The organism is Thalassospira sp. NFXS8, assembly GCF_040148805.1.
In the GTDB taxonomy this organism is placed as follows: Bacteria; Pseudomonadota; Alphaproteobacteria; order Rhodospirillales; family Thalassospiraceae; genus Thalassospira.
On sequence record NZ_JAGEMF010000002.1, the window covers coordinates 1,333,397 to 1,359,679 of the forward strand.

General features: G+C 54.3%; 27 protein-coding genes and 1 tRNA gene. 17 read left to right on the forward strand and 11 right to left on the reverse strand.

The annotated features are described in order from the left end of the window. Nucleotides 1-108 precede the first annotated feature (108 nt). The 6 genes from dcd to J4E05_RS15175 all read left to right on the forward strand — a co-directional run bounded on the left by dcd (nucleotide 109) and on the right by J4E05_RS15175 (nucleotide 5,061). Complete coding sequence (gene dcd / locus J4E05_RS15150; RefSeq protein ID WP_085591760.1) at nucleotides 109-663, forward strand: dCTP deaminase; 555 nt, start codon at nucleotides 109-111, stop codon at nucleotides 661-663. 61 nt (nucleotides 664-724) lie between these two features. Further along, nucleotides 725-2,011, forward strand: coding sequence for a UDP-N-acetylglucosamine 1-carboxyvinyltransferase (gene murA, locus J4E05_RS15155; protein ID WP_349597081.1), 1,287 nt, complete (start codon nucleotides 725-727; stop codon nucleotides 2,009-2,011). 112 nt (nucleotides 2,012-2,123) lie between these two features. Then, a complete protein-coding gene (gene hisG, locus J4E05_RS15160) occupies nucleotides 2,124-2,786 on the forward strand; it encodes an ATP phosphoribosyltransferase (RefSeq protein WP_085591764.1) in 663 nt (220 codons plus the stop codon). Continuing rightward, complete coding sequence (hisD, locus tag J4E05_RS15165; RefSeq protein WP_085591766.1) at nucleotides 2,776-4,071, forward strand: histidinol dehydrogenase; 1,296 nt, start codon at nucleotides 2,776-2,778, stop codon at nucleotides 4,069-4,071. Before hisG ends, hisD begins: the two co-directional genes overlap by 11 nt. Nucleotides 4,072-4,122: 51 nt before the next feature. Continuing rightward, nucleotides 4,123-4,608, forward strand: coding sequence for a UPF0262 family protein (locus J4E05_RS15170; protein ID WP_085591881.1), 486 nt, complete (start codon nucleotides 4,123-4,125; stop codon nucleotides 4,606-4,608). 6 nt (nucleotides 4,609-4,614) lie between these two features. Then, nucleotides 4,615-5,061, forward strand: coding sequence for an arsenate reductase/protein-tyrosine-phosphatase family protein (locus J4E05_RS15175; protein ID WP_085591768.1), 447 nt, complete (start codon nucleotides 4,615-4,617; stop codon nucleotides 5,059-5,061). Between the two features lie 22 nt (nucleotides 5,062-5,083). On the opposite strand, the gene J4E05_RS15180 is transcribed toward J4E05_RS15175, so the two are convergent. Beyond that, nucleotides 5,084-5,605, reverse strand: coding sequence for a GNAT family N-acetyltransferase (locus J4E05_RS15180; protein WP_349597083.1), 522 nt, complete (start codon nucleotides 5,603-5,605; stop codon nucleotides 5,084-5,086). A gap of 200 nt (nucleotides 5,606-5,805) precedes the next feature. Here J4E05_RS15180 and infA point away from each other — a divergent pair, with 200 nt between their 5' ends. The 6 genes from infA (at nucleotide 5,806) to J4E05_RS15210 (ending at nucleotide 10,729) form a co-directional block, all read left to right on the forward strand. Beyond that, on the forward strand, nucleotides 5,806-6,024 hold the full coding sequence (gene infA / locus J4E05_RS15185; protein WP_073955974.1) for a translation initiation factor IF-1: 219 nt from the start codon (nucleotides 5,806-5,808) through the stop codon (nucleotides 6,022-6,024). Nucleotides 6,025-6,294: 270 nt separating this feature from the next. After that, nucleotides 6,295-6,891, forward strand: coding sequence for a Maf family protein (locus J4E05_RS15190; protein WP_085591772.1), 597 nt, complete (start codon nucleotides 6,295-6,297; stop codon nucleotides 6,889-6,891). Continuing rightward, complete coding sequence (locus tag J4E05_RS15195; protein WP_349597086.1) at nucleotides 6,892-8,313, forward strand: ribonuclease E/G; 1,422 nt, start codon at nucleotides 6,892-6,894, stop codon at nucleotides 8,311-8,313. Nucleotides 8,314-8,316: 3 nt separating this feature from the next. Next, nucleotides 8,317-8,535: a DNA gyrase inhibitor YacG gene (locus J4E05_RS15200; RefSeq protein WP_246832960.1), complete on the forward strand. Its 219-nt coding sequence runs from the start codon at nucleotides 8,317-8,319 to the stop codon at nucleotides 8,533-8,535. Nucleotides 8,536-8,639: 104 nt separating this feature from the next. After that, nucleotides 8,640-8,715: transfer RNA gene (locus tag J4E05_RS15205), tRNA-Phe, on the forward strand. A gap of 457 nt (nucleotides 8,716-9,172) precedes the next feature. Then, nucleotides 9,173-10,729 carry a CYTH and CHAD domain-containing protein gene (locus J4E05_RS15210; protein WP_349597089.1) on the forward strand — a complete coding sequence of 519 codons (1,557 nt, stop codon included), beginning with the start codon at nucleotides 9,173-9,175 and terminating at the stop codon, nucleotides 10,727-10,729. A gap of 108 nt (nucleotides 10,730-10,837) precedes the next feature. On the opposite strand, the gene J4E05_RS15215 is transcribed toward J4E05_RS15210, so the two are convergent. Both J4E05_RS15215 and pdxR read right to left on the reverse strand, forming a co-directional pair. Further along, nucleotides 10,838-12,346 carry a cryptochrome/photolyase family protein gene (locus tag J4E05_RS15215; protein WP_349597092.1) on the reverse strand — a complete coding sequence of 503 codons (1,509 nt, stop codon included), beginning with the start codon at nucleotides 12,344-12,346 and terminating at the stop codon, nucleotides 10,838-10,840. Between the two features lie 101 nt (nucleotides 12,347-12,447). Beyond that, a complete protein-coding gene (gene pdxR, locus J4E05_RS15220) occupies nucleotides 12,448-14,052 on the reverse strand; it encodes a MocR-like pyridoxine biosynthesis transcription factor PdxR (RefSeq protein ID WP_349597095.1) in 1,605 nt (534 codons plus the stop codon). Between the two features lie 130 nt (nucleotides 14,053-14,182). Here pdxR and J4E05_RS15225 point away from each other — a divergent pair, with 130 nt between their 5' ends. Then, nucleotides 14,183-14,827 (forward strand): pyridoxamine 5'-phosphate oxidase family protein, encoded by a 645-nt coding sequence (locus tag J4E05_RS15225; RefSeq protein ID WP_349597098.1) that lies wholly within the window; start codon nucleotides 14,183-14,185, stop codon nucleotides 14,825-14,827. A 115-nt stretch (nucleotides 14,828-14,942) separates the two neighbouring features. Here the strand turns inward: J4E05_RS15225 and J4E05_RS15230 are convergent, their stop codons facing one another. Continuing rightward, on the reverse strand, nucleotides 14,943-15,851 hold the full coding sequence (locus J4E05_RS15230; RefSeq protein ID WP_085591782.1) for a pseudouridine-5'-phosphate glycosidase: 909 nt from the start codon (nucleotides 15,849-15,851) through the stop codon (nucleotides 14,943-14,945). Between the two features lie 178 nt (nucleotides 15,852-16,029). On the opposite strand from J4E05_RS15230, the gene J4E05_RS15235 reads away from it, so the two are divergent. Continuing rightward, nucleotides 16,030-16,452 (forward strand): ASCH domain-containing protein, encoded by a 423-nt coding sequence (locus tag J4E05_RS15235; RefSeq protein ID WP_349597102.1) that lies wholly within the window; start codon nucleotides 16,030-16,032, stop codon nucleotides 16,450-16,452. Between the two features lie 57 nt (nucleotides 16,453-16,509). On the opposite strand, the gene J4E05_RS15240 is transcribed toward J4E05_RS15235, so the two are convergent. Next, nucleotides 16,510-17,412 (reverse strand): LysR family transcriptional regulator, encoded by a 903-nt coding sequence (locus J4E05_RS15240; protein WP_349597104.1) that lies wholly within the window; start codon nucleotides 17,410-17,412, stop codon nucleotides 16,510-16,512. Nucleotides 17,413-17,538: 126 nt separating this feature from the next. Between J4E05_RS15240 and J4E05_RS15245 the strand changes: the two genes are divergently transcribed. After that, nucleotides 17,539-18,741, forward strand: coding sequence for an MFS transporter (locus J4E05_RS15245; protein WP_349597107.1), 1,203 nt, complete (start codon nucleotides 17,539-17,541; stop codon nucleotides 18,739-18,741). Nucleotides 18,742-18,882: 141 nt separating this feature from the next. Here J4E05_RS15245 and ilvC read toward each other — a convergent pair whose 3' ends face one another. The 4 genes from ilvC to miaA form a co-directional block, all read right to left on the reverse strand. Next, the gene (gene ilvC / locus J4E05_RS15250; protein WP_256376800.1) at nucleotides 18,883-19,950 is read right to left on the reverse strand and encodes a ketol-acid reductoisomerase; all 1,068 of its coding nucleotides are present in this window, start codon (nucleotides 19,948-19,950) and stop codon (nucleotides 18,883-18,885) included. A gap of 62 nt (nucleotides 19,951-20,012) precedes the next feature. Continuing rightward, entirely contained in the window at nucleotides 20,013-20,522 is a 510-nt protein-coding gene (ilvN, locus tag J4E05_RS15255; RefSeq protein ID WP_371455627.1) for an acetolactate synthase small subunit, read from the reverse strand. A gap of 108 nt (nucleotides 20,523-20,630) precedes the next feature. Next, nucleotides 20,631-22,394 carry an acetolactate synthase 3 large subunit gene (locus J4E05_RS15260; protein ID WP_349597110.1) on the reverse strand — a complete coding sequence of 588 codons (1,764 nt, stop codon included), beginning with the start codon at nucleotides 22,392-22,394 and terminating at the stop codon, nucleotides 20,631-20,633. Nucleotides 22,395-22,546: 152 nt separating this feature from the next. Continuing rightward, nucleotides 22,547-23,512, reverse strand: coding sequence for a tRNA (adenosine(37)-N6)-dimethylallyltransferase MiaA (gene miaA / locus J4E05_RS15265; RefSeq protein ID WP_349597112.1), 966 nt, complete (start codon nucleotides 23,510-23,512; stop codon nucleotides 22,547-22,549). A gap of 102 nt (nucleotides 23,513-23,614) precedes the next feature. On the opposite strand from miaA, the gene J4E05_RS15270 reads away from it, so the two are divergent. Continuing rightward, nucleotides 23,615-24,265 (forward strand): glutathione S-transferase family protein, encoded by a 651-nt coding sequence (locus tag J4E05_RS15270; RefSeq protein ID WP_349597115.1) that lies wholly within the window; start codon nucleotides 23,615-23,617, stop codon nucleotides 24,263-24,265. Nucleotides 24,266-24,411: 146 nt separating this feature from the next. Here J4E05_RS15270 and J4E05_RS15275 read toward each other — a convergent pair whose 3' ends face one another. Both J4E05_RS15275 and J4E05_RS15280 read right to left on the reverse strand, forming a co-directional pair. Beyond that, a complete protein-coding gene (locus J4E05_RS15275) occupies nucleotides 24,412-24,861 on the reverse strand; it encodes a type II toxin-antitoxin system VapC family toxin (RefSeq protein ID WP_085591795.1) in 450 nt (149 codons plus the stop codon). Next, nucleotides 24,861-25,115 (reverse strand): type II toxin-antitoxin system Phd/YefM family antitoxin, encoded by a 255-nt coding sequence (locus J4E05_RS15280; protein ID WP_349597118.1) that lies wholly within the window; start codon nucleotides 25,113-25,115, stop codon nucleotides 24,861-24,863. Before J4E05_RS15280 ends, J4E05_RS15275 begins: the two co-directional genes overlap by 1 nt. A 183-nt stretch (nucleotides 25,116-25,298) precedes the next feature. On the opposite strand from J4E05_RS15280, the gene serB reads away from it, so the two are divergent. Beyond that, nucleotides 25,299-26,195, forward strand: a complete 897-nt coding sequence (gene serB, locus J4E05_RS15285) for a phosphoserine phosphatase SerB (protein WP_085591799.1) — start codon at nucleotides 25,299-25,301, stop codon at nucleotides 26,193-26,195. The last annotated feature ends 88 nt before the right edge of the window (nucleotides 26,196-26,283 follow it).

The following is a 26,283-nucleotide window of genomic DNA, read 5'->3' on the forward strand; positions in this document are numbered from 1 at the left end:
AAAAATGCAGGCAAAGGCCGCTTTGTTGGCATCGTCTGGTTGATCTTGCAGGGCCGGGGCGGGTAAAACCTTGGTGACGATTGTAATGTTTTTGGCGGAGGTGAGGATATGTCGGTAAGGCCGGATCACTGGATACGCCAGATGGCACGAGAAAATGGCATGATTGAGCCATTTGTCGATGGTATCAAGCGCGATGGTGTCATTTCCTACGGGGTTAGTTCCTATGGCTATGACGCGCGTGTTGCCGATGAATTCAAGATTTTCACCAATGTCGATTCGGCAATTGTCGATCCCAAGGAGTTTTCCGATCAGGGATTTGTGAATCGCAAGACCGATGTTTGTGTGATTCCGCCCAACAGTTTTGCCCTGGCGCGCACGGTGGAATATTTCCGTATTCCGCGCGACACACTGGTGATTTGTCTGGGGAAATCGACCTATGCCCGTTGTGGCATTATCGTCAATGTCACGCCGCTTGAACCCGAATGGGAAGGGCATGTGACGCTGGAATTTTCAAATACCACCCCGCTTCCGGCACGGATCTATGCCAATGAAGGGGCGTGTCAGTTTATTTTTCTAAAGGCCGAGGCAGAATGTGACACGTCATATGCCGACCGCGCCGGGAAATATATGGGCCAAAAAGGTGTGACCCTGCCGCGTCTTTAAGACCGGGGCGCACTCCTGAAAATATATATGCCGCACCATTGTGCGGTTTAACGAGGATTGAATGGACAAAATCAAGATTTCCGGTGGCCGTCGTCTGCAGGGCAAAATCGCAATTGGCGGGGCCAAAAATGCGGCGCTGCCGCTGATGGCTGCAGCCCTGTTAACTGACGAAACCCTGACCCTTAGCAATTTGCCCCATCTTGATGACATTACATCGATGGCGAAATTGTTAGGCCAGCACGGGGTTGCCCTGCATTTGAACGGTAATGCACCCAATGGCGGGCATACTGGCCGGGTGCTGGATATGCAGGCAAAGGAAATCGCCTCGACAACCGCTCCTTATGATCTGGTGCGCAAAATGCGCGCATCGGTGCTGGTGTTGGGGCCGTTGGTGGCACGGTGTGGCATTGCCCGTGTTTCGCTGCCCGGTGGCTGTGCCATTGGCAACCGACCGGTTGATTTGCATTTAAAGGCACTCGAAGCCATGGGGGCCGAAATTCATTTGACCGAGGGCTATATCGAGGCCCGTGCCCCCGATGGCCTTAAGGGCGGGCATATTTTGTTTCCGCAGGTTTCGGTTGGTGCGACTGAAAATGCCATTATGGCGGCATCACTGGCCGATGGTGTCACGACCATTGCCAATGCAGCACGCGAACCCGAAGTTGCCGATCTGGCCCATTGCCTGGTGGCGATGGGGGCCGAAATTGAAGGTATTGGCACCGATACCCTGAAAGTTACCGGTAAGCCGCGGCTGCACGGCGCGGAATATTCGGTGGTGCCCGACCGCATCGAAACCGGCACCTATGCCATTGCTGCCGCCATTACCGGCGGCGAGATTGAACTGGTGGGGACGCGGATTGCGCTGGTCAGTTCGTTGATTGATGCCCTGCGCGAGGCCGGTATTGAAGTTACCGAAACCGAAGACGGCATGATCGTGCGCGGCAATCGTGCGACCCTGAAAGGGGTTGATGTGATGACCGAACCCTATCCCGGTTTTCCGACCGATATGCAGGCCCAGTTTATGGCTTTGATGACGGTCGCCAATGGTGCATCGATGATTACGGAAACCATTTTTGAAAACCGTTTCATGCATGTCCCCGAACTAAGCCGTATGGGATCGGACATTAATGTGCATGGCCGTTCGGCCATTGTGCGTGGCAGTGCCAAACTTTCAGGTGCCGAAGTGATGGCAACCGACCTTCGTGCGTCGGTTTCAATGGTTTTGGCCGGTTTGGCCGCCGAGGGCGAAACAGTGATTAACCGTGTTTATCATCTGGACCGTGGTTATGAACGGCTGGAAGAAAAACTGGCGGCCTGCGGGGCCAAAATTGAACGGGTAAGCGAATAAATCGCCCGTAAATGTGATACCCGCCCCGGGTTGCGGGGCGGGGAACAATATGTAATTTCGCCCGGCCCGGTTCGGGATATGACAAGATAACAAAGCGCAAGGCGACTGATTAATGACTGACGACGCAAAGCTGGTGCTGGCCCTGCCCAAGGGACGCATTCTGGACGAGGTAATGCCCCTGGTGCGGGCGGCTGGCATCGAGCCTGAAGCAGCCTTTGATGATTCCAAATCGCGTGCGTTGCGCTTTACCACCAACCATCCAAATATTGATATTATTCGGGTGCGCAGCTTTGATGTGGCAACCTTCGTTGCTTTTGGCGCGGCCCATATCGGGGTGTGCGGCAACGATGTGCTGATGGAATTTGATTATTCCGAAATTTACGCCCCGCTGGATCTGGGCATTGGCTATTGCCGCCTGGCCGTGGCTGAACCCGAAGATATGATCGAAGGGGATGATCCGTCGCGCTGGTCGCATGTGCGGGTGGCCACCAAATACCCCAATGTTACGCGTAATCATTTTGCCGCGCGCGGTGTGCAGGCTGAATGTATTAAACTTAACGGGGCGATGGAACTTGCCCCGACCCTGGGCTTGTGCCGCCGTATTGTTGACCTGGTATCGACCGGCAATACGTTGGTGGCCAATGGCTTGCGTGAAATTGAACATATCGCCGATATTTCATCGCGTTTGATTGTAAACCGGGCTGCCCTTAAAACCCGCCCGACTGAAATTCAGCCCCTGATCGACCGTTTTTCCGAGGTGCGCAATGCCAATTAAGCTGTCGATTACCGATGCCGGGTTTGAAGAAGAGTTTGTCAAACTTCTGGGGATGAAGCGCGAATCGGATGCCGATGTTGACGCTGCCGTTGCCGATATCATTGCCGATGTGCGCAAACGTGGCGACGATGCGGTGGTGGAATATACCAATCGCTTTGACCGTTTATCGATTGATGCGCAAGGCATGGCGGTAACGCCGGAAGAAGTCGATCTGGCATTATCCGACATTGAACCGGCATTGCTGGAGTCGTTAAAAACGGCTGCCGCGCGTATTCGCGCCTATCATGACCGGCAATTGCCGGCAGATGAACGCTATACTGACGAAACCGGTGTTGAACTGGGCTGGCGCTGGCGTCCGGTTAGCGCGGCGGGGCTTTATGTGCCTGGCGGGTTGGCGTCCTATCCGTCATCGGTTTTGATGAATGCGATTCCGGCCAAGGTTGCCGGGGTGGAACGGCTGGTAATGGTGGTGCCAACACCGGATAATAAAATGAATCCGCTGGTTTTGGCTGCCGCCCGCATTGCCGGGGTTGATGAAATTTACCGCATTGGCGGGGCGCAGGCAGTGGCAGCGCTGGCTTATGGTACGCAAACCATTCGCCCGGTTGACAAAATTGTTGGTCCCGGAAATGCCTTTGTGGCAGCGGCAAAACGCCGGGTTTTCGGCCAGGTCGGCATTGATATGATTGCCGGACCGTCGGAAATTCTGGTGGTGGCGGATGGCAGCAATGACCCGTCCTGGGTGGCAGCCGATTTGCTGTCGCAGGCGGAACATGACCCGGTGGCACAGTCGATTCTGATTACGGATGATGCCGATTTTGCCGAGGCGGTGCAAAAAGCCATTGATGTTCATCTGGAAACCTTGCCGCGTGCGGAAATTGCCGGGGCAAGCTGGCGCGATTTCGGGGCGATTATTGTGGTGGAAAAACTTGACCAGGCTCCGGCTCTGGTTGACCGTTTGGCACCCGAGCACCTTGAACTTGCCGTCGACGATCCTGATGCGCTGGCCGATAAAATTCACCATGCCGGGGCAATTTTCCTTGGCCGATATACCCCTGAAGCCATTGGCGACTATGTTGCCGGGCCGAACCATGTGTTGCCAACGGCGCGTTCGGCACGGTTTTCATCGGGGCTTGGGGTACTGGATTTTATCAAACGGTCATCCCTGATCAAATGCACACCCGAAAGCCTGGCTAAAATTGGCCCGGCGGCAATTGCTCTGGCCGAAAGCGAAGGTTTGCATGCGCATGGACTTTCAGTAGCGATCCGCTCCAACCGCATGTAAGGTTGTGCACCACAGCATGACATGCACCCACCGGGGATAGGGGAAAAGATGATGGCACGCACCGAAAACAATCAGTGTATCGCCGGTATATATCTTGACCAGAAATATACCATACGCCGCCGCCCGGAAGTGGAACACGAGCAGGCGGTCGCGATTTATGATTTGCTGGAAGAAAATCACTTTGCCCCGGCGGGTGATTTTACCGGTCCCTATTCTGTGCATATGCGCATCGAGGATAACCGCATCTATATGGATGTGCGTGGCGACAACGACAGCGAAAACCTGACAACCATTGTTTTGCCGCTCACGCCGTTTCGTCGCATCGTGAAGGATTACTTCATGATTTGCGAAAGCTATTATGATGCAATCAAAAAGGCGTCGGCGGCGCAAATTGAAACCATCGATATGGCACGGCGTGGCTTGCACAATGAGGGGTCGGAACAATTGCGTGATGTGCTGTCGGAAAAGGTTGTGATGGACGAAAACACAGCCCGGCGGCTGTTTACCCTGATTTGTGTTTTGCATATTCGGGGGTAAGGGCAGGTGGCGCAGGATATTCCCGGTGCCGTGCTGTTTTCTTGCAGTTACAATGCCGTTCGCTCCATTATGGCAGCAACATTGATGCGGCATTTTCACGGTAACCGGGTTTATGTTGAATGTTGCGGGTTGCGGGCGGGCGACCTTGATGGTTTTGCCGTGGCCGTCATGGATGAAATCGGCCTTGATATTTCAAACTACAAGCCTAAAACCTTTGACGAACTTGAAGACGGCTTTTTTGATTTGATTGTCACCCTGTCGCCCGAAGCCCAGCACCGGGCGATGGAGATGACCCGTACCATGGCGTGCGATGTCGAGTTCTGGAATACCTTCGATGCCACCCTGATCGAGGGATCGCGCGAAAACCGGCTGGAAGCCTATCGTCAGGTGCGCGATCAGCTTAAAAAACGCATTCTTGAACGTTTTCCGCTGGCTCCGCCGCCCAAGGTTTAAGACCTGCCGATTATCTGAATATTTACTCCAGGATCTCGGCCTCGCTGGCAAGGTTGCTCAGGGCATCGCCATCCAGAACAAAAATGCGTTCATTGACGGCACTTTTCATTCCAATTTTGCGATAGAATTTTTGCCCGGTCATGTTTTCGGCATCCACCGACAGGCGAATGTAATGCCGATTGTTTTGCCGGGCGTGGGCGGCGACATGGGCGAACAGGTAACGGGCAAATCCGCCGCCGCGCAGGGACGAATCCACATATAAATCCTGAATATAAATGCCGGCCTTGCCGCGAAAAGTTGAATAACTGTCGAAATACAGGCACATCGCCAGTGGCATTCCGGCATCTGTTTCGCCAATCAGGGCATGAAAGGCGGGGATGTTGCCAAATCCGTCGCGGATGATGTCTTCTTTTGTGCTGGTAAATTTGTCCAGGCTCTCGGTGACCCGGGCAATTTCCCTAAGCATGGCGTGCATGTGCCCGGCATCCTTGGCGGTGGCGGGGCGAATTTTGGGGAATTGATCGGGGGTTAGAACCGTTTTCATCAAACATCCATCTTTTGGCATAAATAACGCAGGCGGGGGTGGCCCTGCGCAGGGATGTTACCTATATTAAACGAAACATGCACGTACCGCATTGCCGGGGCGCACTGTGCGACATGCGAAAGGGCTTGACCTTTTCGCGTGAACAGCGCAGTTTGCGCCAACCGGTCGTTGGTGTTGCAGCACGAAAGTTTAGGAGTCACATGGCTAAAGAAGACGTTATCGAGTTTCAGGGCACAGTCACAGAACTTTTGCCCAACGCGATGTTCCGCGTGAAGCTGGACAATGACCACGAAATTCTCGCTCATACTTCGGGCAAGATGCGGAAAAACCGTATTCGCGTTCTGGCTGGCGATCGCGTCAGCGTTGAAATGACGCCGTATGATTTGACCAAAGGTCGGATCACTTTCCGCTTTAAATAATCCGCAGCAGAAGTTCCGGTTTGTTGCCGCCTTGTTCACAGGGCGGCTAGGGGTGTGTAAAACACCCCGTTAAAACTGGAACAGTCTTTATCCTGCGCGAACCGACGCAATGCCGCATGATCTTTGATCTGGCGGCATTTGTCTGTTTATAGCCCTTTTTATTAAATCGCATTTTGTTTACGGCAAAGGGCAACCGGGCCGGTTTTATCGGGGCGTTTGTCCTGCTATGGTTCGACTTTGCACCGCATTTTGCAAACGGAGAGCCATCCTTTGTCCACGACTGTTTCATCCAAACTTGTTCTGGCCTCGGCATCGCCCAGGCGTGTTGAATTGCTGACCCAGATCGGCATTACACCCGATGCGATTTCGCCTGCCGATATCGATGAAACACCGCAGCGTGACGAAAGCCCGCGCCGCCTTGCCCTGCGCCTGGCCGAGGAAAAAGCCCGTGCCGTGGCCGAAAATCACGAGGGGGCGTTTGTTTTGGCGGCTGACACCGTGGTGGCCTGCGGGCAGCGCGCCCTGGGCAAACCCGAAGATGCCGCCGAGGCGCGCAAGTTTTTGCGTATGTTGTCAGGGCGGCGTCACCGGGTGCATGGCGGCATTTGTGTGATCGCCCCTGATGGCACCTTGCGATCACGTGTGGTGGAAACACAGGTTATTTTTCGCGGCCTGAACGAAGGTGACATCAATCGTTATCTTGCCGGGGACGAATGGCAGGGAAAAGCCGGTGCCTATGCCATCCAGGGGCAGGCAGCGGTTTTTATTCGCCATGTTTCCGGGTCGTATAGCAACGTGGTTGGTTTGTCGCTGTATGATGCCGATGCATTACTACGTGGTTTGGGATATTACCCGGAGGCAGAATAAATGCCCGATCAGGCAAACTGGCGCGACAGGCTGTTACTGATTGATGCGGTGGCCGATGAGCGCCGGGTTGCTCTGGTTGCCGATGACCGTGTAAGGCGTATTTGGCTGGATCGGGGCGGACCACGCCGGTTTGATATTCATATTGGCCGGGTTTCGCGCGTTATGCCCGAAATGGCCGCTGCAATGGTGGTATTGGAGGGGGGCGGCGATGGATTGTTGCCCCTTGACCGCATAGATGGCCCTTTGCATGAAGGGCAATGGGTTGTTGTGCAGGTCTCGCGCCTGGGATTTGACGACAAAGGTCCCAAACTGACCGGTCGTATTGCCATTGAAGGCATGGCGATGATTTTTCGCCCCGCCGGCCATGTTATTGATATTCCCCGCAAGATAAATGACCCGGCACGACGTGACCATTTGGCGGGTTTTTTAAAATCGCTGACCCAACAGGGCGAAAGCCTGACCTTGCGCAGTTCTGCCGCCGATTGGAGCGATGATGCCTTGCGTGGTGAATTTGCCCGGCTTAAATCGGTCTGGCAACAGGCGGTGGCGGCGCATAAAAATGCCGAAAAACCCCGGCAGGTTTTTCGGGCCTTGTCCGATGTTGATCAGGTGATTGAACGCCATGTCATGGCCGGTTTGCCATGTATCGTGGATGGTATGGCTGAATATATCCGGCTGCGGGGTCTTTTGCGCGCACATGGGGCCGATGATGCGGCACTGAGCGCACATAAGGGCAATTCATTGCTGTTTACCCATCAAGGCGTTGAAAAGGCGCTGGACGAGGCGCTGGGGGTGCGGGTGGACTTGCCCGGCGGTGGCTGGATTGCAATTGAACAAACAACAGCACTTTGCGCCATCGATGTTAATGCAGGCGGCGCGCAAACCGGAACCGGGGCAAATGCCGACCGGCGCAATCTGGATGTTAATCTGGCTGCGGCATCTGAAATTGTTGATCAGGTGATTATACGCAATATTGGCGGTTTGGTGGTGATCGACCCGATCCGAATGCCGGGCCGGGCCGCCCGTGATGCGTTTGAAGCAGCCTTGCGAACCCGGTTTGGCGCCGAAATGGATGGTGCGGTGCAAATGGGCGGTTTCACCCGGTTAGGTTTATATGAGCTGACGCGCCAGCGCAGCGGGGCCGATTTGGCATCGCTGATGTTTGATAAAGGTGGTTCGTTAACCCAATGGGGCGTGCCCAGGCACGAAGCAGCCAAAAACACCGTTTTGCGTGGCATTGCAGGTGCCTTGCGCCATCAGCCGATGGGGCAATGTTGCTTGCGCCTGCATCCGGTTATCGCCCGGATGTTTAACGAACAGGAAAATTGCCAGCGTATTTTAACCGACCTGTTTGGTGTGTTGCCGCAACGGGTGGCAGATGCCGATCTGGCACTGGATCAATATGTGATTGAAAGGGTTTAGGGTATGGCAGGTAAAATGACGGCATCGGGAACCAGCAAGGCGCAATCGAAGATTACGGAATGTGCGATGTGTGGCGCCCCGGTGGTGGAAAAATACAAACCGTTCTGTTCAAAACGCTGTGCGGATCTGGATTTGGGCAAATGGCTGAACGCCAGCTATGCCGTCCCCGCGACCGAGCCGCCAGAGTATCTTGAAGACCTTGAAGATGAAGACGAATTTTAAGTTCAAAAAAAATGCGAAAACAGGCTGGACAAGGTGAAAGCCAGCTTGTATAACCCCGCTCGTTCCGCAGGGAACGCTTCCGGAAACGGAAACGCTTCAAGGTTGCCCGGATAGCTCAGTTGGTAGAGCAGTGGACTGAAAATCCGCGTGTCGGTGGTTCGAATCCGCCTCCGGGCACCACTTGAAGATCAAAACAAACCTGGCTTTGGCCGGGTTTTTTTGTGCCTTTTTTCAGGGTCAATTTCCACAATACTTTATTCTTTTGCAACGGTGCATCTGTTTGCAAGAATCCGCCATTCGGGATTTGTCGTAGCCCGGCCTGTTTTTTGTCCTGCGTAAAACAGGGTAGAAAATGTGCGAAACAGACCGGAGTCGTGACTGTATGAACATGACTTGGCCGGGTTCGATATTCAGATGAACATCGTACTTCACATACCGGTGTTTTGGCGTAAAAATGCTTGCATTTCCGCGATTTACCCTGATTTTTACAGGAATATTACAAAGAATTGATGCATGTATGAGCGATATCATTTCAAATTGCTGAAATATGTTTCACGATAGAATAGCTGTTTGAGCGAACCGTGTGATGCGGCGTTAGACGCTTGATCAGAAACAGGTTGCATTAGAAGGATCCGGCATGGCGGAGAAACAGATCGAGATCGAGCTAAAGATGCGGATCGATCCGAAGCATGTGAATCGTCTTAAACAAGCGCCGGTTCTGCGCGAAGTAAAAGAAGGGCGGCGTTTATCGACAACGCAACTGGTGTCGATCTATTACGATACGCCGAAATTATCGCTGTCACGCAAAGGGCTTGCGATTCGGGTGCGAAAAAAAGGTGCCACCGGATGGGAGCAAACGGTTAAGGCATCCAACGGACTGCGCGCCGCCCTGCCAGAGCGACAGGAATGGACGGTCGAGCTTGAAAACGGTGAACTTGATCTGTCAAAATTCAGCGATCAGGACGTTCTCGCCTTGCTCGACAAGATGGTTAAAAGCAAGAAAATCGAACGCATTTTTGAAACCGATCTTGCGCGCACCAGCGTTGATCTGGGGTATCGGGATGCGGTGATGGAACTGGCAATTGACCAGGGTGTGGTGCGTGCCGGAAACCGCGAATCCCCGATTTCCGAAGTTGAACTGGAATTAAAGGAAGGCCACCCTGCCACCTTGTTTGACCTGGCGCTGGAATTGCAGCGCACCGTGCCGCTGTATTTAAGTTTGCGTTCCAAGGCATCACGCGGTCGGTCGCTTTATTTTGATGAACAGCCAACATTTTATCGTGCCGATCCGGTTGGTTTGCAGGCCGATATGAGTGCGGAAGAAGCCTTTCGCGCGGTGATTGCCCAGGGTGTAACCATGATTTTGGGCAACGAAGTCTGTGTGCGCAAAGACCTGCACCCCGAAGGGTGCCATCAGATGCGCGTCGGAATGCGCAGGTTGCGTGTTGCCTTTAGCCTGTTTCGCCATAACCTGCCGGCGGGCGAAGCTGTTTTAATTCGCCGCCTGTTAAAATCCTGCGCCAAGGGGCTGGATGCCTTGCGCGACTGGGACGTGTTTTTGGACGAAACTCTGCCGACCATTGAGCTGCGGTTTCCTGACAAAACCGAACACGGCCCGAATGCCGAATTGCGCAAAGCCGCCGAAGGGCAGCGTGCGCTGGCCTTCAAGGTCGCAATTGCAATGCTGGAATCGTCAGATTATCAGCAACTTTGTTTGCTGCTTGGTGCATGGTCGAGCTATTCGCGCTGGGCATCGGGGGCCAGTGCGGCACAAATGCGAGCCATGTCCGCCCCGATTGGCGAACTGGCCGCATCACTTTTGGAAAAAGCGCGCAAGCGCATGGCCCGTCGCGGCGATAATTTGACCGAACTTAGCATCACCGGCCTGCATGCCTGGCGGCTGGATGTAAAACAGATGCGTTATGCCTGTGATTTTTTCTATGAAATCTATGGCGGTAAATCGGTTAAAAAATTTCGCAGCAGCCTGGCCGAATTGCAGGATATTCTGGGTCAGTTAAATGATGCTGCCGTTGCCGAAGCCAGACTATCGGTACTGCAACCTGACCTTGATGCCGCAGGTTTGATCGGCGTCGGGCGAATTGCGGGCTGGTATGGCGCGCGGGCTGATTACCGGTTACAGGGAATAGCCGCCGCATGGAAAGCCTTTGATAAACAAAAGCCGTTTTGGCGTTAAAGAACCCCTGATTTTGGCTGTTTGCGGTGTCTGGTTCCGCTAAACCGGCAATTCATCCCGGTCCTGTCAGATTGCGACAGGCCGGGTAGGGGTCAAAGCACTTTTCCTTTACTGCGTATCGTCCCCGGTGCTGGCGGCTTTCATGTCGCGATAGGCATTCATGGCGCGGTCGCGCCCCCCTTTTAAATCGACAATCGGTTCGGGGTATGTGTGCCCGAGTTTAACACCCGCCCCGTGCAGGATAAGGGCAGGGGCCTCCCACGGTTTATGGATGTGGGTGTTTGGCAATTCGCGAAGTTCCGGCACCCACCGGCGCACATAATCGCCGTTTGAATCAAATTTTTCACCCTGTAAAACCGGGTTGAAAATGCGAAAATACGGTGCTGCATCTGCCCCGCTACCGCCAATCCATTGCCATGAAAACGGGTCCGCCGCCGGGCAGGCATCGACCAGGGTGTCATCAAACCATTCCAGCCCATGGTGCCAGTGTTGCAACAAATGTTTGACCAGCAACGACCCGACAATCATGCGGACCCGGTTATGCATATAGCCGGTATGCCAAAGTTCGCGCATGCCGGCATCCACAATCGGGTAACCGGTTTGCCCGCGTTGCCATGCCTTCAGGTCGGCTTTGTCGTCGCGCCACGGGAAGTGGGCAAATTGCGCCTGCAGGGGGGTGTGGCGCAAATCATCGGCATGAAACAGCACATGATGGGCAAATTCGCGCCAGCCCAGTTCGGATAAAAATTTTGATGCAGTTTTGCCGTGCCCGGGCTCGGCTTCGGCATGGTGGGTTAGCGCGTGCCATATTTCACGCGGGCTGATTTCACCAAAACGTAAATGCGGGGAAAGTTCGGATGTTACCAAATGATCAGGTCGGTCGCGCAGGTCAGCATAATCCACCAGGCGATCGTCGATAAAGTCATGTAATTTCTGGCGGGCGGATTTTTCACCAGGGGTAAATCGCTCGGCCAGTCCGCCTGCCCAATTTACCGGCACGGGCGACAGGTCGAGGTCACTCAGCGCCATCGCGTCATCTGGCGTGATGCCCGATAACGGCATGTTTTTGGGTGCCGGTTTGGGCTGCCGGGGTGGCGGCATTTTCAGGCAGGCCCGCCAGAAGGGGGAAAACACTTTAAACGATGTGCCCGCGCCGGTTTTGACTTCCCAGGGCTCAAACAGCAAGTGGCTGTTAAAACTGTCGCACAGCAGGTTTAAAGTATCGCGACAATGGTTTTTAAGGGCAGTATCGCGTTTGACCGATTGCGGGTCATAGCAGCGATTCCAGAATATCGCCGCGACATCGTGGTCATGGCATAGTTTTGAAAGGGTCTGTTTTGCATTTTGGCGAAACAGATGCAGGATTTTACCCGGCGTTTGCGGCGCAGGCTGATCGCCTAGCGTGGCGATGGCCATTTCAAGTTCGGTCAGGCTTTTTTCCAGCCACCAGCGTGTCGCACCACCTAGCTGGTTTTCCATAACGTCATCAAGAATATAAACGGGCAGAACAACGCCATCGTTCTCTTGGGCCCATGTTACGGCAGCATCTAAGGCGGGATTGTCGGTTAACCGCAAATCATTGCGAAACCACATAATGGCAATCGGGGGGCGGGGCATCCGGGCCTCTTGTTATCGCGGGTCCAAAGGCGAGCAGAGCGCGTCACTTTATCAATACCAGGGGAAGTATATGACGCGCTCGTGCTCTGGCTCGGGGTACATTAAGATTTACGGCGTAAAATCGTAACCAGATCACGAAAACTTTCGTCCAGCAGTTTTTTCTCCCACCCGGCAAATCCCAGTATCAGCCCCTGACGTGCTGGATCGTTAACAGGGGCTGCCCTGTTATGGAAATAGGACGATAAAAACCGGCAGTCGATTTGCCTGGCAAGCAGGTCCTTTTCATAGGTTTGGTCTGCTTTGCCATTAACCAGGCGGGCGCAAACGTGCAATCCGCCATCGGTTGGCACAACATCAAGCAGGTCAGGGGCCTGGGTTGTGATCAACGATAAAAGATGCAGGCGTCTTTCCCCGTATAGCTGGCGCATTTTGCGAACGTGGCTTCCAAAATGGCCATCGGTGAAAAATGCGGCCAGGGCTGCCTGGGCTGTGGGGGCCGGAACACCGTCGGCAAAGCCGCGCAAACCACGAAAAACCGGCACCAGATCGGGGGGTAATACCAGATAGCCCAGTCGAATGCCCGGAAACAGAACCCGTGAAAACGTGCCAACATAAATCACACGGTTATCCCGGTCCAACCCTTGCAGGGATGACAAAGGCGGGCCGTCATAACGATATTCGCTGTCGTAATCATCCTCGATGATCCAGCCATCAACATCGCGCGCCCATTGTAGCAGCGATAATCGCCGTGCCAGCGACAATGTGGTGCCCATCGGGTAGTTACGGGATGGCGTGGTGACAACCATGCGGACGGGGGCGGTTGTTTCGGCTGTCAGCGCGCTAACCTGCAAGCCTTCCTGATCTACGGCAATGGGGTGAATAACCGCACCATTGGCGGCCAGTACCCCGCGTATGCCTTCATATCCGGGGTCTTCAAGGGCAACCACATCGCCCGGGTCAATCAGGGCGCGCCCGATAAGATCAAGCGCCTGTTGGGCACCCGATACAATCATGATGCGGCTGGCATCGCAATTCACCCCGCGTGACTGGCGCAACCAAGCCGCGATTTCACTGCGCAATCCGTGCAGTCCCATGCTGTCCGTCGGGGTGGACAGGGCCTGTTTGGGCAGGCGCCACGTCCGGCGTAATAACCGTGCCCATATATCAAACGGAAACGCCGATAAATCAGGGGTGGCGGGGTTAAATGGCCTTGATGTGGGAAAATGCGGGTGATGACGGTTGTAAGCAAGGCTGCGCAGGGCACTTTTGCTGATCCGAAGCGGCCGTGGCGGGGCCTTGCTATTACCGTGTTCGGGGTGGGGGGCGGTTGTGCCGGTTGCCGCCGGGCTGATGGCCGGAATTTGGGGGCTTAACGGGTTTGCATGGGCGGCTGCGTCGATGCCGGGTGGGGTAACCGTTTCACCTGTATTAAATAACCGGTCAGGCAGGCTGGCGGCAACAAAGCTTCCCGCGCCCACACGACCTTCCAGATAGCCTTCCGACATCAGCAACTCAAATGCATTGACCACGGTATTGCGGGACATGCGCAATTGTTGCGCCAGGTCGCGGGTGGCGGGCAGTTTTTCGCCCGGTTTTAATCGGCCGTCCAAAATGGCCGCGCGAATGCCCAGGTAAAGCCGCCGATATGCCGGTTGGCTGGCCTCATCAGGGCGGCTTGCGAATATCCAGGAGAAAACGGTGCTCATGCCGGGCTGTGCTTTGCAAAATTGGTTCTATCAATTTTCTTATATCGGTTCTTATGAAAAGTCCAATTTTGGCGATGATGCGGGCAAAGCAATTTATATCGGTGGGCCCGTGACAGCCAGGGAGAGAGCAATGAGCGCGACCAATTATGATACTCAGCCCCATACCAAAGTGGTTCGGGGTGCCAAGCGCGCCAGCTATGACCGTGAAGCGGTGCATCGCATTATTGATGAAGCGATTATTTGCCATGTCAGCACGGTGCTGGATGGGCGCCCGGTAATGATCCCCACCGCACACTGGCGGGTGGGCGAACAGTTTTATATTCACGGGTCGTCAAAAAACCGCATATTGACCGCGCTTGCCAATGGGGCGGAGGCATGCATTTGCATCGCCCATCTTGATGGGTTGGTAATGGCCCGTTCCGCCATGCATCATACGGCCAATTATCGTTCGGTGGTGATGTATGGCAAAGCACGTGTCATTGAGGATCCGGCGTCGAAAATGGAACAGGCCGCCCTGTTTATTGAAAAACTGGCCAAGGGGCGCTGGGAGCAAATTCGCCATCCGAACCCGCAGGAACTAAAGGCGACCATGTTCCTGGAATTCGACATGGAAGCAGTTTCGGCGAAAATTCGTGCGGGCGACCCTATTGATGACGAAGAAGATTATGCCTTGCCGGTTTGGGCCGGGGTTTTGCCCTGTCGCACTGTTTGGGATGCACCGATAGATGATAGCCGGCTTGACCGCAGCATTTTAGGCGATGCCACCCCTGCCTAGAAGCTGCGAACTGGCGCAGGGTTGCTCTCAACCGGCTGGCCCTGCGCCATTTTCATAAAAAAATGCGGACCCGTGTGGCCCGCATTTTTTGCATTTATGATTTGTCGCGGTGGCGTTATTTCGCCATTGCAACAGCAATTTGCGCGCCCAGCCGGGCATTGTTGCGCACCAGCGCAATGTTGGCTTCCAGACTTTTGCCTTTGGTATGCTGGGTCACCCGTTGTAACAAAAACGGGGTTACATCACGCCCGTGAATGTTCAGCCCCTTGGCTTCGACCAGGGCCGAGTCAATGGCATGTTCAATGGCTTCAAGTGCCAGGGCCTTGTCGGCAGGTGGCGGGTTGCCAATCACAACGCCGCCTTCAAGGCCAAATTCCCATTTCGATGCCAGAAACGCGGCAATTTCGCCCGGTGTATCAAGGCGCAAGGGTGCTTTTTGCCCGCTTTTGACCGTGTAAAACGCCGGAAATTCATCGGTGCCATAGGCAATAACCGGCACGCCCAGCGTTTCAAGATGTTCCAGCGTCATGGGGATGTCCAAAATCGCCTTGGCCCCTGCACACACAACGGCCACGCTGGTTTTGCCCAATTCGGTCAAATCGGCCGAAATGTCAAAGCTGGTGGCAAGTTCGCGGTGAACGCCGCCAATGCCGCCAGTGGCGAAAACCTTGATCCCGGCTTTTTCGGCCAAAATCATGGTGGCGGAAACCGTGGTTGCCCCGTCGCATTTTTTGGCAATGGCATAGGGAATATCGCGACGCGACAATTTTAAAATATCGCTGCCTTTGGCGAAATATTCCAGCTCCGCCGGGGAAAGCCCGATTTTGCAGCGCCCGCCAATAACGGCGATGGTGGCCGGAATGGCACCGTTATCGCGCACATCCTGTTCAACGGCCTGTGCGGTTTCCAGGTTTTGCGGATAGGGCATGCCATGCGAAATGATCGTTGATTCCAGGGCAACGACCGGCGCGCCGCTGGCAAAGGCTTCGGCAACTTCGGGGGCAAGATCAATAAATTCGGACATTCTCATGCTCTTATCACGGTTAAAGTTTTAAGGTTCAGGATTAAATAAAGAGCTCTGCATTTGCCAGCTATAATTCCGGATAGGTGGCTTGATGTAAGGCAGGGCAGCCTGTAATCAGGTTGGCGGTCGTTTTGTGCCGAAAAGCGTTCTGACCAATCACTGGGTCGAAGAAAGGGGAATGGCCGTTATGTCCGAGGCCTTGAAATGCCTTACACAGCGTTATCCGACGGCTGCGACTTTTAAATTTGGCGATAGTGCCGGTTTGTGTGCGTCTCTTGTTGGACTGGTGCGTGCGGGGAAAAAAGTCGCGACCTGCGGGGCATTACGCGATTATCAGAACGGCGAGGCCATGCCGGAAGTTGGCCGCCGGGATATTGCCCTTAACTGGGATGATACGCCCGCTCTTGTCATTGAAACCGTTGAAATCATTCAGTGCCGATTTGACGAGATAAGCGAAGAAATGGCCCTGGCCGAAGGCGAGGATGACAGCCTTGAAGAATGGCGGGTGGGGCACAGCGCCTATTTTGAGCGTAATGGCGGTTTTTCCCCCGACATGCAAATCGTATGGGAACGCTTTCGTCTGATCGAGGATTTGGGTTGATCGACCAGTTTGTCGGCATCATGTCATTGTTGGCCGGTTCGTATTGCGGCGTGTGACTTACATTGCGGGTGTGTGTTGTAATTCGCTGCTCAAAACGTCCAGAAAGTGACGAATGCGTGGCGGCAAAAACGGGTGTTTTTCAAAGGTTGCGTAAAGGGCAATGTCATCGCAGGCATAATCGCCCAGACATTCAATCAGGGCCCCGGTTTGAATGTCATCGGCAATGTCCCACATGGCTTTCAGGCCAATGCCACGCCCGGCCCGGATCAGGGCATGCAAAACCTCGCCGCTGCTGGTTGCCAGTTGGCCCTTCACCTGTATGTGGCGCTTTTTACCATTTTCCTGAAATACCCAGCGGTCAAACTTGCGGTTCTTGCGCATCAGGCAAATGCAGTGGTGAGTCAGCAAATCTTCCGGGGTTTGGGGCGTGCCATTTTTTGCCAGATATTCCGGCGTGGCGCACACGGCCCGGCGGCTGGTGATTAACTGGCGCACAACAATGTCGGGGGCTTCGGGCAGGCCGATACGAATGGAAACATCAATATTGGCGTCATTTACATCGGGCTGGTCATCCGACAGGGTAAAGCGAATATCGATATCGGGGTAAAGCGCACTGAATTTTGCAATAATCGGTGTGATCAGGGTGCGACCGATCTGCATCGGCGCGCTAATGCGTAACAGGCCGCTGGGCTTTACCGTTTTGGCGGTAATTTCCGCCTCGGCCGCATCAAGCTGTGCCAATATATTCTGGGCGCGTTCGTAATATAAAATGCCTTCGTCTGTTAGCGAAAACCGCCGCGATGACCGTTGAAACAGCCTGACGGACAGGCGCTTTTCCATAACTGAAAGGCGTCGGCTCATGGTGGCGGGGGAACTGTCACACTGGCGGGCAGCTTCGGACAGATTGCCGGCATCGACAATTTTGCAAAAAAGTCGAAGATCACTGATTTCATCATTCATGGCAGGGGCATTTTTGCTGGTTTCTTTGCAGTTATTGCAAAGATACTGTGCATCCTGCCCGATTGTTCCGCAAGTGCCAAAGCCCTATCGTTATCACGATCAATTAAACTTTTCAGGCATCCGAATATGTCGCGCAAACCCGAACTTACCCCGGGACTAATTGCATTAATGGCTGTCGGCAGTGGGCTTTCTGTTGCCAGCAACTATTATGTCCAGCCCCTTCTTGACCTTTTGTCACAGGAATTTGCCCTGTCTTCCACCCAGGCCGGGTTGATTGTGACGGTATCGCAACTGGGTTATCTTGCCGGGCTGATTTGCATCGTGCCCCTTGGGGACCATCACGAACGCCGCAAACTGCTGACTTTAACAACCGCCCTTACCGCCGCCGGGCTGATGGGAATGGCTTTTGCACAAAGCTTTGGCATCCTGCTTTCAGTGGCGGTTGTGGTGGGGCTGACCAGTGTGACGGCGCAAATTCTGGTGCCGTTGGCCGCCCACCTTGCCACCCCGGCCAAACGGGGCGCCACCGTCAGCACAGTTATGAGTGGCCTTTTGATTGGCATTTTACTGGCACGGACATTTGCCGGGCTGGTGGCCGAATGGGGCGGCTGGCGCGCGGTTTATATGGTTGCGGCCATTTTGATGGCGATGTTTTCCCTCGCCTGTTATCGTTTTTTGCCCCATATCGCGCCAACGTCCCATACCACCTATCGCCAGCTTTATGTTTCGATCCTGCATCTGTTTCGCGATGAACCGGTATTGCGTCGGCGCGGTTTTCTGGGCGGGATGCAATATGCCGTCTTTGGCATTTTATGGACGTCGATGGCCTTTATGCTGGTCAAAAATTTCCATTATAGCGAAGGCGTGATTGGCATGTTCGGCCTGTTAGGAGCTGTTGGCGCGCTGACGGCAAAATTTGCCGGAAGGCTGGCTGACCGGGGGTGGGCCCGGTTGGGGACTGGCGGCTTTATCCTGATGACGACACTAAGCTGGTGGCTGTTATATTCCGGGCAATGGTCAATCATTGCATTTGGCTTGGGGGTCGTGTTTCTCGATCTTGGTGTGCAGGGCGCGCATATTTCCAATCAAAGCGAAATTTACCGCCTGAACCCCGATGCCCGAAGCCGCCTGACCACCGGTTATATGTCCTGCTATTTTCTGGGCGGGGCGGCTGGTTCGGCTTTGTCGGCAACATTTTATGGTATCGCAGGGTGGAGCGGCGTTTGCATGATTGGCGCAGCGGTGTCGCTGGTTTCGTTCCTGTTTTGGGCCGTGACGGAATTTCGCATGCCTTTGAAGCGGATGCGTCATGCACCCGGCTTGCATTAACAGCCCCATATCTGCGGCCATTTTTGTATGTATGGTCGGTGCAAAACCCACTAAACGCCCGCGCACATTGCAGCGCGTAGTTATAAAAAAATGGCCGCCCGTTATAAAATGGGCGGCCATTTTTAGTTCAAATCGAAAAGATTAGTTCTTTTCTTTGTCAACCAGCTGGTTGGCAGCGATCCACGGCATCATGGCGCGCAGTTTGGTGCCAACTTCTTCGATTTCGTGTTCGGCGTTCAGACGGCGGGTTGCCTTGAACATCGGCTGGCCGCAATGCATTTCCTGAACGAAGTCACGTACGAATTTGCCTTCCTGGATGTCTTTGAGGACATCTTTCATGCGTTCTTTAACCGAAGCATCGATCACGCGCGGGCCGGTAACATAGTCACCATATTCAGCGGTGTTCGAGATCGAATAACGCATGTTGGCCATGCCGCCTTCATACATCAGATCAACAATCAGCTTCACTTCGTGCAGGCATTCGAAATAGGCCATTTCCGGCGCATAGCCAGCTTCGGTCAGGGTTTCAAAGCCGTATTTAATCAGCTGGGTCAGGCCGCCACACAGAACAGCCTGTTCGCCGAACAGGTCGGTTTCGCATTCTTCGCGGAAGGTGGTTTCGATAACGCCGGAACGACCGCCACCAATAGCAGAAGCATAGGACAGGGCCAGTTCAAGGGCATTGCCCGATGCGTTCTGTTCGACAGCAACAAGGCAAGGAACCCCGCCGCCACGCGCATATTCGGAACGAACCGTGTGGCCCGGGCCTTTCGGTGCAACCATCATGACATCAAGGTCAGCACGGGCTTCGATCAGGCCGAAATGAACGTTCAGGCCGTGTGCAAACATCAGCGCGGCACCTTCTTTAAGGTTATCGCGCAGTTCGTTGGCATAAATGGCAGCCTGGTTTTCGTCCGGCGTCAGGATCATGACGACATCGGCCCATGCGGCGGCTTCGGCCGGGGTCATGGTTTTCAGGCCGGCTTTTTCGGCTTTCTTACGCGAGGAAGACCCTTCACGCAGGCCAACTGCAACTTCGGCAACGCCGGAATCATGCAGGTTAAGGGCATGGGCATGGCCCTGTGAGCCGTAACCAATTATGGCAACTTTTTTGGTTTTGATCAGGTTAACATCTGCATCGCGGTCGTAATAAACACGCATCTTTCGATACCTCTGGACGTGGGGCCCTGCTTTTTTATCATTTTGCAGGGCCGCTGGATTAAAAGGGTTGAAATGTTTTTGCCGCCCGACCCATGCCGGGAGGGACAAATTCACATCATCAGGGTGCCGCGCGAAATGGCGGCAACACCGGTACGGGAAATTTCCGAAAGGCCAAGCGGTTCCATCAATTTATTGAAGGCATCAATCTTTTCAGGGCTGCCGATGATTTCGAAAATAAAGGAAGTGTTGGTTGCATCGACCGCACGCGCCTTGAAAATATCGGCAATGCGCAGGGATTCAACACGTTTTTCACCGGTCGCAATGACCTTGACCAATGCCAGCTCGCGTTCAACGCTGGGGCCGGCCAGGGTCAAATCGCTGACCTTGTGGATCGGAACCAGACGCCCGAGCTGGGCCTTGATTTGTTCGATCACCATGGGGGTGCCCGAGGTGACAACGGTAATGCGCGACAGGCGCGAACCGGCGTCAACTTCGGCCACGGTCAGGCTTTCGATGTTATAGCCACGGCCCGAAAACAGGCCGATAACACGGGCCAGAACGCCCGCTTCGTTGTCCACCAGAACAGAAATGGTGTGTTTTGAAATTTCGGTTTCTTTCACGGTCTTGCTCCGCTGCGGTCGGGGCGGGCGATGAACCATCGCAACCAGCCCCACCTGTCATAATGAAAATATCGGTGTTCCGGGTGTGCTTTGTACAAAGCAGGCCGGTCAGACCAGTACCATCCCTTCATCGGAATCAATGGCCTGGTCGCCACTTGTTTCATGGCCTAGCAACATTTCATTGTGCGGCTTGCCAGACGGGATCATCGGGAAACAGTTTTCCTTGTCATCCACCGCAATGTCGACAATCACCGGGCCGTCAATATCAAGCATTTTCTGCAAGGTGGCATCGAGATCGGCCGGGTCCTTGCAGGTCAGGCCGGTAAAGCCAAAGGCGTCGGCAAGTTTGACAAAGTCGGGCAGGGTTTCGCTATAGCTTTCGGAATAGCGCGATCCGTGCAGCAATTGCTGCCACTGGCGAACCATGCCCATATAGCGGTTATTCAGAATGATGGTTTTTACCGGCAGGCGATACTGGGTCAGCGTCGCGCATTCCTGAATGTTCATCATGATCGAGGCATCGCCGCTAAAGCAAATGACCGTCGCATCGGGATGGGCAACCTGAACGCCCATGGCAGCCGGAAGGCCATAACCCATGGTGCCAAGACCACCCGATGTCATCCATTCATTGGGGTGTTCAAACCCGAAATGCTGGGCGGCCCACATTTGATGCTGGCCGACATCGGTGGTGATGAAGGTTTTGCGATCGCGGGTCAGCGCGTGCATACGGCGAATAACATGCTGTGGCTTGATAATATCGGCAGGCTGAACATAAGACAGGCAACGTTTTTCGCGCCAGCCTTCAATTTCACCCCACCAGGAATCCAATGCAGCCTGGTTAATGCTGTATTGTTTGGCCTTCCAGATTTTCATCATGTCTTCAATGACATGGCCGACATCGCCCACAATGCCCACATCAACAGCAACGTTTTTATTGATCGAGCTGGGATCAATATCGATCTGGATTTTGGTTGAGCCAGGCGAGAAGAAATCGATATTGCCGGTCACACGGTCGTCAAAGCGTGCACCAATGGCAACCATGACATCACAATCATGCATCGCCAGGTTGGCTTCATAGGTGCCGTGCATGCCCAACATGCCCAGATATTGTTTATCCGATGCCGGATAGGCACCCAGCCCCATCAGGGTCAGGGTAATCGGTGCGCCGGTCAGACGGGTAAATTCTGCCAGCAATTTGCAGGCTTGCGGGCCGGAATTGATAACACCACCGCCGCAATACAGAACCGGCTTTTTCGCCGAGGCCAGAATTTCAACTGCCTTTTCGATCTCGGACCGATCGCCCTTCACCGGCGGGTTATAGGTGCGATGCTGAACCTGGGATGGGTCAATATACGGGGCTGGCGAAACCAGAATATCCTTGGGCAGGTCGATCACGACCGGGCCGGGGCGACCATGGGTGGCAACATGAAAGGCCTCGTGCATGGTGCGGGCCAGCTTGCTGCTTTCCTTGACCAGATAGTTATGCTTGGTGCAAGGGCGGGTGATGCCGGTGGTGTCAGCTTCCTGAAAGGCATCGTTGCCGATCAGATGGGTCGGCACCTGGCCGGTCAGGCAGATGATCGGGATCGAGTCCAGTAACGCGTCGGTCAGGCCGGTAACGGCGTTCGTCGCACCCGGGCCGCTGGTGACCAGTACGCAGCCAACCTTGCCGGTGGAGCGCGCATAGCCTTCGGCAGCGTGGACGGCAGCCTGTTCATGGCGGACAAGAACGTGACGAATGTGATTCTGTTTGAATATTTCGTCATATAGCGGAAGGACGGCGCCGCCGGGATAGCCGAATACGACTTCCACACCCTGGTCTGTCAGGGCCTGCAACACTACTTCCGAACCATTCATAATACGTTCTGCCATGATTTTCCGAGCCTCTTGTTTAGCGACAACAACGTGTCGCGTGATAACCGCGTGATTGAAACATGATCGATCTACCCTGTGATTGGGGTTGAAAAAGCCGCCGAAACGGCGGTTTTCCGCCATTTCACCGGCGGAAAGGCCAACCTATCGCCTCACTTTGGCGCGGTCAACAGAAATTGGTGAACAAGATTACGCAATTTGCCTTCCAGACTTTCCGAATATTGCGTGTCGATGGTCTCGCGGTCGGTCATTTGATGGCGAAACCACGTTAACTGGCGTTTGGCATAACGGCGGGTTTCGCGTTGTGCCAGGGCCTTTGCCTCGTCTAGCGAGAGCGTCCCGGCCAGGCAGGATGCAAGCTCGCGCACGCCAACGGCCTTCATTACCGGGGATTCGGGTGGCAGGTTTTGCTCAATTAGAAATTTAACCTCGTCAATCGCGCCCTGTTCGATCATCAGGTCAAAACGCCTGTTGCAGCGGTCATATAAAATGTCGCGGGGCGGCATGTAACAGAACTTCAGAAAAGCCATGCCATTTGGTGGAGGCAGCATTGCAGCGCCGTGCCAGTGCGCCAAACCGTGCCCGGTGGCGCGTAAAACCTCGGCCGCGCGAATCAGCCGCTGTGTATTGGCAGAATCCAGCGTTGCGGCCGTTGCGGGGTCGTCTTTTTGCAAGCGGGCAAAAAACGCCTCGTGGCCCAGCTCGGTCAGTTCGGCGGTGACGGTTTCGCGGATTGATTTATCAATATCGGGGATCGGGGCAATGCCGTTGGTCAGGGCGTTTAAATACATGCCGGTTCCGCCAGTGACGATGGGCAACTGCCCGTTGGCATGGCAGGCGGCAATTTCGGCCAGGGCCATTTCGCGCCATTTGCCCGCCGAACACGCCTCGCGCCCTGACAGCACGCCATAGAGGCGGTGGGGCGCGCGTGATAACTCGCCGTCATCCGGTCGGGCACTTAGCACGCGAAGCTCGCGGTACACCTGCATGCTGTCGGCATTAATGATAACACCGTCAAATTCCCGCGCCAGATCCAGCGCCAAGGCTGATTTGCCACTGGCCGTAGGGCCGGCAACAATAACGACAGGTTGGCTGGGGGATGGTGCTGGCAGGGTCAAGGTAACGTCTTTCGTTTGGTGTCAGATCGGCAAATCATCATCGGGGTAACGCGGCGTATGTTATGATCTTTGGCCGAGGGCAGTTACAACCGGAGCCACAAGATGTTCATCACTTTGCACGGTTATCAATATAGCGTTTATACGCGGATTGTAAGAATGGTCTTGGCCGCCAGGTCGATTGCGTATCGCTATGTTGAAATTGATCCGTTTACCGAGACATCCGATCACGCCCAGTGCGGCCTGCATCCGTTTGGCCGGGTGCCGGTGATCGAGGAGGATGGTTTTGTTTTATACGAAACTGCGGCGATTTGCCGATATCTGGATGATGTTTCAGGCAAGGTAACATTATGCGCCAAAACCCCGCGTGACCTCGCACGGATGAATCAGATCATCGCAATCACGGATAATTATGGCTATTGGCCGATGGTGCGGCAGGTCTTTTCACAGGGAGTGTTCAGAGTGGCCGAGGGTGGGACACCCGATATTGCGGAATTTGAGGCGGGATTGGCAACCTCTCGTCAGGTTTGTCATGCGCTTGAGGATATTGCCAGTGGTGGGGAATTTCTGATCGGGGGCGGTTTAAGCCTGGCCGATTTGCATTTAGGGGCAATGATTGCCTATTTTACCGCCGCTTCTGAAGGCCAGGCGATGATTGCCACATTTCCCAGGTTGGCGGCATGGTGGCAGGTGATGCGCGAAAACCCGTTATTAAGTGAAACAGACCCGGGCTTACCTAACGCCCCGAGGGCATGATTTTTGTTTAGCCAATTCTGTTTGCCGCCTTTTTATGTTTTGCGATGGGTGGATCGTTATCCCGTTGTTGGCGCTATGCGTGAAAGGAAGTTAGCAGGCAGGCACACCACTACCTGCCGGTTTCGGCCAAAAAGGCCCGAAATGTTCTAACCTTCGGGGTTGCACGGGGCCTCTTCCGGGGCATCCCACGGGTTGCAAATGGTGACACCTGTTGGTTTGAATTCGTCGGTGTTGCGGGTAACCACGGTCAGGCCATGCACAAGGGCAGTTGCAGCAAGAAGGGTTGCCCCTTCGGAATGGGGCGCGCGGCTGTGAAACTGGGCGCATTTGCGGGCGACTTTTTCGTTGATGGGGAGCACACGCCCATCAAAGGCGGGAATTACGTGGTCATCCAGCCACTTGCGCATGAGCGGCCCGCGGTCCTCGTCTTCCCATTCAAATTCCAGAATGGCAATTTCAAGTTCCAGAATGGTAATAGCCGACAGAAATGTTCCTGCTGTGGGCACAGAATTGGCCCATTTGACAACATTTTCGTTGGCTTTTTCGCTGCCTGCCTTACGCAGTTCAACGATAACGTCACTATCAAGCAGATACATTATTTAAAATCCGTCAGGTCGGACATATTTTCTATGCGTTGGGGTTTCAGATCGATTTCGACGGTTTCCGGCATTGCCAGCAGGTCGACAATCGACGGCGCAAGGCCCAGGATTTTCTGGTATTGCTCAATCGACAGCAAAACATGAGCGGGTTTGCCCCGGTCTGTGATGAAAACCGGTCCTTTATGGCTGGCCTTTTTGGCTTTGCTGGTATCCTGGTTAAACTCGCGGGCGGTGAATGTGCTGATCTCCATGATGGGCTTTCTGTTATTCGTGGCTGCAAAACGAACGTCAAAATAGCAGGTGTCTTACTTGTATCAATGTTTCTACTCCGGTGATGTTCCGTCTTTGGCGAAACTTTTCTTGTCTTTGTGGCGCGCAATCAGGATAAAGACGGCAATAATCCCCCAATACAGCCAGCAAGGAGCCTGCATTAAATGGATCTGGTGTTGACCCTGATCACCGCGCCAAATTCCGGCGCCCTGACCCATGATATGATTAACGAGGCAACCGCCGCGCTAACGCAGGCCGGGGCCAGGGTTGGCGATACAAGCTGGCTTGCACAAAATGAAGCCTGCGATATTGCCTTTGAGAATATAACGCTTGAGGAAGCCGAAAAGGCATTGGGAAATTGTGTTTTTTCTGCAGACAAGGTTGTGCAGAAAGCTGCGGGACGCGCCAAAAAACTGTTGATAGCCGATATGGACAGTACAATGGTAACCGGCGAAACCCTTGATGAACTTGCCGATTTTGCCGGTGTTAAAGACCGTGTTGCCGCCATTACGGCACGCGCCATGAACGGCGAACTTGATTTTGAAGAAGCCATTGACGAACGGGTTGGTTTGCTTGCCGGGATGTCAACCGCAATGCTGGACGAAGCCTGGAAGCGCATTGAATATACCGGTGGTGCCCGCGTGCTTGTTGCCACCATGCGGGCAAACGGGGCTTATGCCGCCCTGGTGTCGGGCGGGTTTGACTTTTTTACATCCGCTGTACGTCAAGACCTGGGCTTTGATTTTGATCAGGCCAATGTCTTGTTAACCAACGACGACAACACCCTGACGGGCAAGGTGCAAAAACCGGTTCTGGACCGCCAGGCAAAGGTGGACGCACTGGAAATGCTGGCCGCACAAAACGGGATTACGGCACGCGATGCCATTGCCGTTGGCGATGGAGCCAATGACTTGCAAATGATCTCGATTGCCGGAACCGGGGTGGCCTTTCATGCCAAACCATCGGTGCAAAAACAGGCCCGCATTCGCATTAACCATGGGGATCTGACGGCTTTGTTATATTTGCAAGGTTATGCACGCGATCAGTTTGTTGGCGGTTGACCCGCAGCAGACCTGTCTGTTTCCGGTTTATAAATGCCCATAATGCAAAAGGGGCGGCCTGTTCAGGCCGCCCCTTATTGTTTAAATC